The 11,831-nt window shown below is 64.9% G+C and carries 10 protein-coding genes; 9 read left to right on the top strand and 1 reads right to left on the bottom strand.

Annotated elements, in window-relative coordinates:
• Positions 1-11 precede the first annotated feature (11 nt).
• From IVA96_RS02685 to IVA96_RS02670, 4 genes are read left to right on the top strand one after another with little or no spacing between them, the layout of a single operon-like run.
• Complete coding sequence (locus tag IVA96_RS02685; RefSeq protein WP_247281369.1) at positions 12-1,595, top strand: ABC transporter substrate-binding protein; 1,584 nt, start codon at positions 12-14, stop codon at positions 1,593-1,595.
• On the top strand, positions 1,592-2,965 hold the full coding sequence (locus tag IVA96_RS02680) for an amidohydrolase family protein (RefSeq protein WP_247281370.1): 1,374 nt from the start codon (positions 1,592-1,594) through the stop codon (positions 2,963-2,965). Before IVA96_RS02685 ends, IVA96_RS02680 begins: the two co-directional genes overlap by 4 nt.
• 22 nt (positions 2,966-2,987) lie before the next feature.
• Positions 2,988-3,914, top strand: a complete 927-nt coding sequence (locus IVA96_RS02675; RefSeq protein WP_247415291.1) for an N-carbamoyl-D-amino-acid hydrolase — start codon at positions 2,988-2,990, stop codon at positions 3,912-3,914.
• Positions 3,915-3,933: 19 nt separating this feature from the next.
• Positions 3,934-4,578: a flavin reductase family protein gene (locus tag IVA96_RS02670; RefSeq protein ID WP_247281372.1), complete on the top strand. Its 645-nt coding sequence runs from the start codon at positions 3,934-3,936 to the stop codon at positions 4,576-4,578.
• A gap of 16 nt (positions 4,579-4,594) precedes the next feature.
• Here the strand turns inward: IVA96_RS02670 and IVA96_RS02665 are convergent, their stop codons facing one another.
• Positions 4,595-5,257, bottom strand: a complete 663-nt coding sequence (locus IVA96_RS02665) for an aspartate/glutamate racemase family protein (RefSeq protein WP_247281373.1) — start codon at positions 5,255-5,257, stop codon at positions 4,595-4,597.
• A 168-nt stretch (positions 5,258-5,425) separates the two neighbouring features.
• Between IVA96_RS02665 and hydA the strand changes: the two genes are divergently transcribed.
• From hydA to IVA96_RS02640, 5 genes are all read left to right on the top strand, one after another.
• Entirely contained in the window at positions 5,426-6,895 is a 1,470-nt protein-coding gene (gene hydA / locus IVA96_RS02660; RefSeq protein ID WP_247415289.1) for a dihydropyrimidinase, read from the top strand.
• Between the two features lie 12 nt (positions 6,896-6,907).
• The gene (locus tag IVA96_RS02655) at positions 6,908-7,900 is read left to right on the top strand and encodes an NAD(P)-dependent oxidoreductase (protein ID WP_247281375.1); all 993 of its coding nucleotides are present in this window, start codon (positions 6,908-6,910) and stop codon (positions 7,898-7,900) included.
• Between the two features lies 1 nt (position 7,901).
• Complete coding sequence (locus tag IVA96_RS02650) at positions 7,902-8,663, top strand: SDR family oxidoreductase (RefSeq protein ID WP_346347879.1); 762 nt, start codon at positions 7,902-7,904, stop codon at positions 8,661-8,663.
• A complete protein-coding gene (locus IVA96_RS02645) occupies positions 8,660-10,096 on the top strand; it encodes an NAD(P)/FAD-dependent oxidoreductase (protein WP_247281377.1) in 1,437 nt (478 codons plus the stop codon). The genes IVA96_RS02650 and IVA96_RS02645 overlap by 4 nt, the downstream gene beginning before the upstream one ends.
• A 115-nt stretch (positions 10,097-10,211) precedes the next feature.
• Positions 10,212-11,831 (top strand): ABC transporter substrate-binding protein, encoded by a 1,620-nt coding sequence (locus IVA96_RS02640; protein ID WP_247281378.1) that lies wholly within the window; start codon positions 10,212-10,214, stop codon positions 11,829-11,831.

Here is an 11,831-nt window from a genome sequence, read left to right as displayed (position 1 = left end):
GCGCGTCTTCGATGCAGTTCTCCCGCCGCTCGCTGCTTCGCGCGGCCGCGATGGCGCCTGCCTTTTCCTTGCCGGGCATCGTGCGCGCGCAATCGCAAACCACGCTGCGCTTCATCCCGGTGATCGATCTGGCTTTCCTCGATCCGATCTATTCCACCGCGCAGGTGTCGCGCAACCACGGCTTCATGGTCTACGACACGCTCTATGGCATGAATGCGGCGCTGGAAGTCTCGCCGCAGATGGTGTCGGGCCATGTCGTCTCCAGTGACGCCAAGCAGTGGGACCTGACGCTGCGCGACGGGCTTTTCTGGCATGACGGCGAGCGGGTGCTGGCGCGTGACTGCGTCGCCAGCATTCGCCGCTGGGCCTCGCGCGACGGGTTCGGCGGCGAAGTGATGGCGGCGACAGAGGAACTGTCCGCGCCCGATGACCGCACCATCCGTTTTCGTTTGCGTCGGCCGTTTCCGCTGCTGCCACAGGCACTCGGCAAGGCCGCGGTGCATGCCGCGTTCATGATGCCCGAGCGGTTTGCGAACCAGGATCCGCTCAAGCCGATCACCGAAGTGATCGGCAGCGGACCGTTTCGTTTCATCGCGGATGAGCGCGTGCCGGGCGTGCGCAATGCCTATGCAAGATTCGAGCGCTATCAACCGCGCCAGGACGGCAAGCCCGACTGGACCGCCGGTCCCAAGATCGTGCATTACGATCGCGTGGTGTGGACGACGACGCCGGATCCGGGGACTGCCGTCGCAGCACTGCAGACCGGCGAGCAGGATTGGCAGGAAACCACGCCGCACGATCTGCTGCCGGTGCTGAAGCAGTCCGACGAGGTCGAGACGCGTGTGCTCGATCCCCGCGGCTATGCCTGCATGCTTCGCGTCAATCATCTGCAGCCGCCGTTCGACAATCCGGCGATCCGCCGTGCGCTGCTGGGCGCGATCGACCAGGCCGACTTCATGACCGCCGTCGCAGGCGTCGATCCGGCCTACCAGCTTTCGCCGATTGGCTATTTCGCCCCGGGAACGCCGATGGCCAATGACGTCGGCCTCGACGTCTTCCGCGGTCCGCGCGACATGGCTAAGGTGAAGGCCGAACTGGCTGCCGCCGGCTACAATGGCGAAAAGGTTGTGCTGCTGTCGCCGAGCAATTCGGCCGCGCAAAAGCCGCTTGGCCAGGTCGCCGCCGACATGCTGCGGAGAGCCGGGATGAACGTCGAACACCACGCGCTCGACTTTGCCGTCGTGCTGCAGCGCCAGTTGAAAAAGGACCCGATCGACAAGGGCGGCTGGAGTGCTGCGGTCGGCAACTGGCAGGGGATAGACTGGCTCAATCCGGCCGGCAACACCAATCTGCGCGGCGAAGGCAAGGTCGCCGGATGGTATAGCAGCGAGGAGATGGGCGGCCTGCGCAGCCAGTGGTTGGCCGCGTCCTCGCTGGAGGAGCAGCAGCGGATCTGCCACGATATCCAGGCGCTGGCGTTCGAGGAGATCCCGTATTTTCCGATCGGCCTGTACAAGCAACCGACCGCCTACCGCAAGAGCATCACCGGCATCCTCGACGGCACTGCGGTCTTCTGGAACGTGCGTCCATCATGAGCAGCATCGCGATCTTCGGCAGCTACGTTCTCTCTCGCCGCGACGGCGCGCAGGATGTGCTGCGCGATCACTGGGTGCTGATCGAAGGCAAGACGATCGCCGCGATCAGCAAGGACCGGCCATCCGCCGCCGAGGTCCGTGACCGTCCTGGACGTTTCATCCTGCCGGGCTTGATGAACCTGCATAATCATTGCTTCAGCGAGGCGGTAGCGCGCAGCCACACCGAGGACGGCAACGGCCGGCGCAACAATCAGAGCATCGTCTATACGGTGCTGCTGCCGCTGACCAAGCGCGGAGCCGACCTGCTCTCGCCTGAAGAGCGCCTTGCGGTGGCCCGGCTCGGCATCCTGCAACTGCTGAAGGGCGGCGCGACCACGGTGATGGAGCCGTTCCGCAACACGATTCCCGAGATGTTCGACGCCGCCGAGGAGATGGGCATCCGCTTCTACGGCGCGCCCTATCTGTTCTCGACGTCAGACGCCAAGGCTGGCCCGGACGGTGTTGTCAGGTACGCCGGCGACGATGGTGCGGCCGATCTCGCCACTTGGAACGCGCTCTATCAGCGTTGGAACGGTTGTGGCGGGGGCCGGATTGGCCTCGCGATGAGTCCGCATGCGACCGATACCTGCGGCCCGGATCTGCTCAAGGTGTGCGCGGAGCGCGCCCGCGAGCTCGGTGTGCCCATCACGACCCATCTGGCGCAAAGCCGGGCCGAGGTCGAAACCATCGGCAAGCGCTACGACGGCCGCACGCCGGCCGAATATCTCGACTGGCTCGGCCTGCTGGCGCCCGATCTGCTCGCAGCGCACTGCATCGCAAGCTCCGACAGGGATCTGAAGCTGATGGCGGCGCGCGGCGCGGCGGTGCTGAACTGCCCGCGGGTGTTCGCCCGATCCGGCGTGACCGCCGCATTCGGCCGGTTTGCCGAGCATGGCGTGCGGACGGTAGTCGGCACCGACGGCTACAACATGGACCTGCTCGGCGAGCTGAATGCGGCGTCGATGATCTCGAAGCTCGCGCTGCAGCGCGCCGAGGTCGCGAGCGCGCCCGACCTGATCGAATCGGTGACGGTGACCGCAGCTGCGCTGGTGAAGCGCCCTGATCTCGGCACGATCGCGCCCGGCGCGACGGCCGACCTGACCGTGATCGACATGACCCATCCGCATCTGCAGCCGCTGTTCGATCCGCGTCGTGCGCTGATCGCGCTCGGTAACCGCGCCAATATCGATCAGGTCATCGTCGATGGCCGTGTGCTGATTGACGCCGGCCGCTATGTTCACGGCGACGAGGCTGCAATCACCGCGGCAGGGGCTGTTGCAATTGGCAAGATCTGGGATTTGCCGGAAGCGCAGGCCGCGTTCGCCGGCTGAGTTTGCAAGGAGAACAACAACCATGCGCATGATCAACGTCGCCGCAGCTCAGATGGGTCCGATCCAGCGCGCTGACGGGCGCGATGTCGTCGTCAAGCGAATGATCGCGCTGATGGATGAGGCCAAGTCAAAGGGTGCTGATCTGATCGTCTATCCCGAACTCGCGCTGACCACGTTCTTCCCGCGCTGGTACCTGGAAAACCGCGCCGATGCCAATGGTTGGTTCGAGCAAGAGATGCCCAATGACGCTGTGCGGCCGCTGTTCGAGCGCGCGGCTCGCCACGAGATGGCGATGAGCTTTGGCTATGCCGAGCTGACGCCTGACGGACATCACTTCAACACTGCCATCCTGACCGACCGCAGCGGCAACATCGTCGGAAAATACCGCAAGATCCATTTGCCCGGGCATGCCGAGTTCGATCCGGAGCGCACGCATCAGCATCTTGAGAAGCGCTATTTCGAGCCGGGCGATCTCGGCTTCCCGGTCTGGCGCAATCTCGGCGGCATCATGGGCATGGCGGTCTGTAACGACCGCCGTTGGCCGGAAACCTATCGCGTGATGGGCTTGCAGGGCGTCGAGATGGTGCTGATCGGGTACAACACGCCGTCGGTCAACGCGCAGAAGGGCGACGAAGGGCCAGAGAAGCGGTTGTTCCATAACCGCCTGTCGGTGCAGGCCGGCGCCTATCAGAACTCCTGCTGGGTGATCGCGGTCGCCAAGGCCGGCAATGAGGACGGCCATCCCCTGATCGGCGGCAGCATCATCGTTAATCCCGACGGCGAGATTGTCGCCGAGGCCGGGACGGAGGACGACGAGCTTCTGATTCATCCCTGCGATCTCGATGCCACCGCATTCGGCAAGCAAACGATCTTCAATTTCGCCGCGCACCGCCGCACCGAGCATTACGGCCTGATCGCTGGCCGCACCGGCGCGGTGCCGCCGCCATGAACTGCGGAGGACGCGCCCGATGATCGGCCTGTCGTTTCGCGACCTTGCGCCCCGCGACCGCTACAAGCTCTTGTGCGGTGTGGTGGTGCCGCGTCCGATCGCTTTTGTCACCACGGTAGACGACAACGGCGCGCTGAATGCGGCGCCGTTCAGCTTCTTCAACGTGTTCTCCGAGAACCCGCCGCTGATCGTGCTCGGCCTGCAGCATCATCCCGATGGCCGGTTCAAGGACACCACCCGCAACATCCACCGTACCGGCGAATTCGTCGTGCATATGGTGGACGAGACGCTGGCGAAAGCGATGAACGACTGCGCGGTGGATTTTCCCTCCGGCGAGAGCGAGGTCGCCGCCGTGGGCCTGGCGACGGAGGCGAGTGCCGAGGTCAAGGTCCCGCGGCTGGCTGCGGCGCCCTTCGCGCTGGAATGCCGGCGGCAGGTCTCGCTCGCGTTTGGCCCGGGGCGCGAGCTGCTGGTTGGCGAGGTCTTGCATCTGCATGCGCGCGAAGGGCTGCTCGATCCGGCGCGGATGTATGTCGACATGGCAACCTATCAGCCGATCGGCCGCCTGTTCGGCAATCTCTATTCGACCCAGCGCGACATGTTCGCGATGGACCGCGAGAGCTATGACGATTGGCAGGCGAGGCGGGCGCGTGAGGCACGCTAGCCCGTCAATCAGTGCCTCAGTGCGCGCCGAATTGCACGGCGCCGAGCGCCATGGTGACGGCGGCCTGGGTCGGATCGATCACGGGAATGCCGAGCGCCTCCTCAAGCGGCTTCCGGTGGCGCGCCATGCCGGCACAGCCCATCACGATGGCGCCGGCGCCGTCCTCCTCTTTCAGGGCGCGGCCGACCGCGATCATCTTGGCGAGCGTGCCTTCGCCCGATGCGGTTTCCGCCACGCTCATGTCGAGCGGGCGCTCGCCGGCCAGCCGCTCCAACAGGCCCATCTGACGCAGATAACGCATATGCCGGCGGATCGAGCGCTGCGCGATCGCGATCACGCCAAAGGTCTCGGCGCGGGTCAGCGCGGTCAGCACGCCGCATTCGGCAATGCCCAGCACCGGCCGCGTGGTGGCCTCGCGGCAGACATGCAGGCCGGGGTCGCTGTAGCAGGCGATCACGAAGGCCGCCGACTCCTTGTCGCCGGCGAGGGTCCGCCGCAGCGGCATCACCACGCTTTCGGCGTCGGCCTGGCTCTCGATGCCGTAGGGTCCTTCGACCAAGGTCTCGCACACGATCTCCGGACCGTCGGCAAAGGCCAGCGGCTTCAGCGCTTCGGCAAGGCCGGCCGTGACCACGCGGTTGGAATTCGGGTTGATGACCATGATGCGCGGTCGGGGCATGGGAGGTTCCTGCTTGGGCAGTGTTGACGGTGCGAAGCTTGACGATGCGAAACAAAGGCAATCACTATGCCATGGACAGCATGAAGCGGTCATGCGCAGGGCGCAAGGGCGCGCCGCAAAGCTGCGCAACGCCAATGGACTTCGAGAGTTTCGCAAGGAGACACCGTTATGACCGAACCCGCCTATGACCTGATCATCCGCGGCGGGCGCGTCGCCACGACCACCGACGTGTTCGAGGCCGACGTGGCAATCACAGGTGAAGCCATTGCTGCGATCGGGCGCGGGCTCGGCCCGGCCAAGCGCGAGATCGACGCGCGCGGCAGGCTGGTGCTGCCGGGCGGTGTCGACAGCCATTGTCACATCGAGCAATTGTCTGCCGCCGGCATCATGAATGCCGACACCTTCGAGAGTGCCACGACGTCGGCGGCCTTCGGCGGCACCACCTCGGTCATTTCCTTTGCCGCGCAGCATGTCGGCATGCAGCTGCCGCAGGTGCTGGAGGATTATCATGCGCTGGCGCGCAAGGGCGCGGTAATCGACTACGCCTTCCATATGATTATCGCCGACCCGACGAAAGAGACGCTGGAGCGCGATCTGCCGACGCTGATTCGTCAGGGTCACGGCTCGATCAAGATTTTCATGACCTATGACCGGCTGAAGATCGACGACGAGCCGCTGCTCGACATTCTCGTTGCAGCGCGCGAGGGCGGCGCGATGCTGTGTGCGCACGCGGAAAATCACGGCATCATCTCCTGGATGGTGAAGCGGCTGCTCGCGCGCGGCTACACTCATCCGAAATATCACGCGATCAGCCATGCGCGCTTTTCGGAAGCAGAGGCGTTCAACCGCCTGATCGGCATGGCGGCCCTGGTCGACCAGCCGATCATGATCTTCCACGTCTCGACCGCCGAGGGCGCGCAGACGATCCGCGATGCCCGCGGACAGGGGTTGAAAGTGTTTGCCGAGACCTGCCCGCAATATCTGTTCCTCACCGCCGACGATCTCGACAAGCCGGGCGCGGAAGGCGCCAAATGGATGTGCAGCCCGCCACCGCGCCGCAAGGACGACCAGGAGGCGCTGTGGAAGGCGTTATCGCTCGGCGATCTGCAGACCATCTCCTCCGATCATGCGCCGTATCGGTTCGACGAGACCGGCAAGCTTCGCGCCGGGCCGAACCCGAACTTCAAGCAGGTGGCCAACGGCCTGCCGGGCCTCGAGATGCGGCTGCCGCTGCTGTTCGATGCGATGGTCTCCAAGGGACGGCTTGGCCTCGAGAAATTCGTCGAGCTGACTGCGACCGCGCCGGCCAAGATCTACAATCTGCATCCGCGCAAGGGCTCGATCGCCGTCGGCGCTGACGCCGATATCGCGATCTGGGATCCCGATCGCCGCGTGACCGTCACCGACACGATGATGCACGATCTGGCCGGCTACACCCCGTTCGCCGGCCGTTCGCTGCAGGGCTGGCCGGTGACGGTGCTCTCCCGCGGCCGCGTCATTGTCGAAAGCGGAAGGCTGAACGCCTCGCCGGGCTCCGGCCGCTTCCTGGCCCGCAGCGGCGGCGAGGCCGCGAAACCGACTGGTCGATTGGTCTCGGACATGAACCCGGAGCAGAATTTTGGCGCCAAGCTATTGTGAGCGGACCGCGAGATGAGCGTCGTGATCTTCGGTGGCGCAGGCTTTGTCGGGCTCAATATCGCGGAGCTGCTGCTTGCCCGCGGCCATGCGGTCACACTGTTCGATCAGGCCGAGTTGCCGGTGGAGGCGCGCTGCGCCTTTGCGCCCTACGGTGAACGCTTGCGGGTGCTGCGAGGGGACGTGACCGAACGCAGCGCGGTTGAGGCCGCAGTCGGACCGGGATGCAATGCCGTGGTGCTTGGCGCCGCGATCACGGCAGGCGCGGCGCGCGATGCCGCCGAGCCGGAGCGCATCCTGGCGGTCAATCTGCTGGCGCAGGTGTCGATCCTGACCGCTGCGCGCAAGGCAAAGGTGCAGCGTGTGATCAACCTGTCGTCCGCTGCAAGCTATGGCGCGAGCGGCCGGCATTATCCCCTGCTCGAAGAGACGACGCCCTGCGATCCGCAATCGCTGTATGCGATCACGAAATTCGGCTCTGAGCGTGTGGTGGCGCGGCTCTCCGACCTCTGGCAGGCCGATGTGATCAGCGTCCGGCTCTCGGGCGTTTTTGGCCCGTACGAGCGTGCAGGCGGTGTCCGCGACACGCCGTCGCCGCAGGCGCTGATTGTGGATTGCGTGCGGCGGGGCGCGCCGGCGTTGCTCAGCGAACCCGGTGCACGGGACTGGGTCTATGCCGCCGACGTCGCCGCCGCTGTCGCCGTGCTGCTCGATGCCGCCCGGCCCCGCCACATGCTTTACAATATCTCGAGCGGTGTGACGTTCACCGCCGAGGCCTGGGGCAAGGCTTTTGCTGATAAAGCTCTTGCCGACCCGGACAGCGGTTTCGTTTGCCGCGTGGCTGTCTCCGGCGAGACACCAACCGTGACGGTGCACGGCCCGACCCGGGCGCCGCTGTCGGTACAGCGCATGGCCGACGAATTCGGATGGCGCGCCAAATTTGGCTGTGAGGAGTCAGCGGAGCATATGCGGCGCTGGTTGCATGATCATGATCGAGGCGGCGCCTGAGATGAAGCTGGCGGGCAGGATGGCGATCATCACAGGCGGCGGCTCCGGGATCGGCCGGGCCAGCGCCGTTCTGTTCGCCCGCGAAGGCGCCTTCGTCGCGCTGGTCGATCGCGATGCTGACAGCGCAGCCGAAACACTGGCGATGCTTCGCGAACAGGGTGGCAGCGGCAGCGTCCATGTTGGCGATGTCGGCGACGCCGATTTTGCAAGGGCCACCGTCGAAAGTGTCGCAACAGGCGGCGGCAGGCTGGACGTGCTGATGACGTCTGCCGGCTTCTCCTGCGGTGGTACCGTGATCACGACCGCACCGGCGGATTGGGACGCGGTATTCCGTGCCAATGTCGGCGGCACCTGGTTGTGGACGCGCGCGGTGGTGCCGATCATGCAGCGGCAAGGCAAGGGCGCCATCATCACGCTGGCGTCGCAGCTGGCAATCGCTGGCGGCAAGGGCAACAGCGCCTATATTGCGGCCAAGGGCGCCATCGTCAGCCTGACCCGCACCATGGCCATCGATTTCGCGACCGATGGCATCCGTGTCAACGCGTTGGCGCCCGGTGCGATCGACACGCCGCTGCTGCGCCGCAGTTTTGCGCGCCATGTCGATCCCGAGTCGGTGCGCGAGGCCTCGCGGCAGCGTCATGCCATGAAGCGATTCGGCCGCGCCGAGGAGGTGGCGGCGGCGGCGCTCTATCTCGCCAGTGACGATTCCTCCTTCGTCACCGGCACGGTGCTTCCAGTCGATGGCGGGTGGCTTGCGGCATGAGTGATGGCCTTGCAGCACTTGCAGTTCAGGTCCGCGCCGATCTTGCCAAGACGGCGCATCCGGGCATGCCCTGGCTGACGCCGATGACGGCTCCCGATGGCAGCCGCGCTCTGGACGTGCTCATTGTTGGGGCTGGTCAATCCGGACTTGCGACGGCTTTCGGCCTGCAGCGCTCGCAGGTCACCAACATCCTCGTGCTCGACAAGGCGGATGAGGGTTGCGAAGGCCCATGGCTGACCTATGCGCGGATGCCGACCCTGCGCAGTCCGAAGGACTACACCGGCCCTGATCTCGACCTGCCGAGCCTGACCTATCAGGCCTGGCACGAGGCCAAATTCGGAATGGAGAGCTGGCGCGATCTTGGTCTGATCCCGCGCGAATATTGGGCGGCCTATCTGTCGTGGTATCGGAAGGTGCTCGGTTTACCGGTGCACAATGGCTGCGAGGTGACCGATATCGCACCCGATGCTAACGGCCTACTGAGGGTAACAGTGAGGACTGCTCATAGCGAGGAGGTGCTTTACGCCCGCAAGATCGTGCTCGCGACGGGACAGGAAGGTATGGGCGATTGGAGCATTCCCGAACCATTGCGCCATCTGCCGGCGTCGCGATGCGTTACTTGCGCGGCGCCGACAGATTTTACCGCGCTACGCGACAAGCGCGTCGCGGTGATTGGCGCGGGCGCCTCGGCCTTCGATAACGCAGCGATGGCACTGGAGGCAGGTGCGGGCGCCGTGCATTTGCTGTGCCGGCGCGCTGCGATCCAGCTGGTGCAGCCCTATCGATGGCTGACCTTCCGCGGCTTCCTCAGGCATTTCTCCGAGCTCGACGATTCCTGGCGCTGGCGCTTCATGCGCGCGGTGCTCGAGCTGCGCGAGGGATTTCCGCAAGCCACCTATGATCGCTGCGCCCGGCACGCGACGTTCCATCTGCACGAGGGCGCACCTGTCGAGGGAGCGCGGGAGACTGTTGACAGCGTGCTGCTGCGCACGCCACGTGGCGAGATCGCGGTCGATTTCATCATCTGCGCCACCGGCGTCATGATGGACTTTGCCGGTCGCCCCGAGCTGAAGCGATGCGCCGATAACATCGCGCGCTGGGCCGACTGCTACACGCCGCCGGCGCAGGAACAGAGCCCGCGCCTTGGCGCCTTTCCTTATTTGTCGGACGACTATGCCTTCTGCGAGCGCGCGGTTGGACGAACACCGTGGATCTCCGGCATTCACCTGTTCGCCATCGCCTCGACCATGAGCTTTGGTCCGTCCGGCTCTTCGATCAATGCGATGACGACGGCGGTGCCGAAGCTGGTCCACGGCCTCACGCGCGACCTGTTCCGCGCCGATATCGACAAGCACTGGGCGGCATTCCAGGCCTATGATGTCCCTCAAGCTATGATCCGGCGCACCCCCGCGGCGGCGGAGGGGAGCGCGTGATGCCGGCGAGCGTGTATGCATTCCACTGCGACGAAGAAGCATGCCGAACTGCCGGTTTCTGGCACATGATTTGCTGCCATTTCGGGCGTGCGCGGCCTAACAAAGGACAGAGGCGATGTACCCCGTGATTTCCAGGCATCTGATTTCGGCGTCCGCCGTTCTTCTTTCGGCGACATTGATTGCGCCCGCGGCCCGTGCGCAGAGCCGCGCTGAGACCTTGCGCTACGTGACGGCGGCAACGGTCAACACGCTCGATCCCAACATTCCCGGCTCGACCCGCGAAGCCTTCGCGCTCAGCATGAGCAGCTATGACCGGCTGGTGTCGTTCGGCCGCAAACAGCTCAACGGCAAATGGGTGTTCGATCTCGATACCATCAATGGCGAGCTCGCGGAGTCCTTCAGCGTCAGCCCCGATGGCCTGAAGCTCACCTTCAAGCTTCGTCCCGACGCCAAGTTCCACGATGGCTCGCCGGTTACTGCAGAAGACGTGAAGTGGTCGCTCGACCGCTGCGTCACCGCGCCGGTACTCGGCAAGGCGCAATTGCTGACAGGATCGTTGACCAGCGCCGACCAGTTCAAGGTGATCGATCCACTGACCCTTGAAGTGACATTGCCGCGGCCCGACAAGCTGGCGCTGCCGAACCTTGCGACCGTCTATCCCATCATCATCAATTCCAAGCTTGCCAAATCGCATGCGACGCCTGAGGATCCTTGGGCGCTGAGCTGGCTGAAGGAGAACGAGGCGGGCAGCGGCGCCTATATCGTCGAAACCTTCAAGCCGGGCGAGCAGGCGATCGCCAAGCGCAACGAGGCCTGGAATCGCGGCTCGCCGGACAAGCCGGCGTTCTTCAAGCGGCTGATCATCCAGTCGGTACCGGAGCCGGCGACGCGCGCCAATCTGGTCGAGCGCGGCGACGCGGACCTCGTGATCGATCTGCAGGCCAGCGACGTCCAGGCGCTGGAGGCCAAAGGCAAGCTGAAGGTGATTTCGACGCCGCAATACAATGCGGTGACCTTCATCTCGATGAACAACAAGATCCCGCCGTTCGACAACGTCAACGTCCGCCGGGCTGTCGCCGCGGCGCTACCCTATGATGACATGTTCAAGGCGGCGCTGTTCGGCCGCGGCGCGCCGCTGTTCGGTGCCAGCTGGGCCGACGGGAGGCCGCCGAGCGGCGGCTATCCGATCCCGCAACCGGTCAAGCTCGATCTGGAGAAGGCGCGGGCCTATCTGAAGGAGGCTGGCGTGCCCGAAGGTTTCGCCACGACCTTCAGCTTCAACGTCGGTCAGGCCGCGACTGCCGAACCGATGGCCGCCCTGGTCAAGGAATCGCTGGAGAAGATCGGCATCAAGGTCGACATCCAGAAGCTGCCGGATGCGCAGATGTCGACCTCGATCAACGAGAAGAAGCTGCCCTTCTTCACCGAGGGCATCGTCGCCTGGCTGCCGTCGACCGATTATTTCTACCGCAACTTCTACACCGGCAATCAGCGCTGGAACTATTCGTCCACTGACAATGCCGAGTTGGAGGAGATCGCGCAGGCAGCGCGCTTCGAGCCGGACAAGGCGAAGTACGAGGCGGAGGGCAAGGAGCTCAACGCCATCCATTTCGAGCAGATGTTCCAGGTCCCGCTCTGGCAACCGGCGCAGGACGCGGTCATGGCCGCCAATCTCGACGGCTATGTCTATCAATTCACCCGCCAGGTGGATTATCGTAACCTGAGCCGCAAATAG

Source organism: Bradyrhizobium sp. 159 (genome assembly GCF_023073795.1).
Lineage (GTDB): Bacteria > Pseudomonadota > Alphaproteobacteria > Rhizobiales > Xanthobacteraceae > Bradyrhizobium.
The sequence above is the reverse complement of the archived record's forward strand: the minus strand, read 5'-3'. Positions and strand labels throughout refer to the sequence as shown.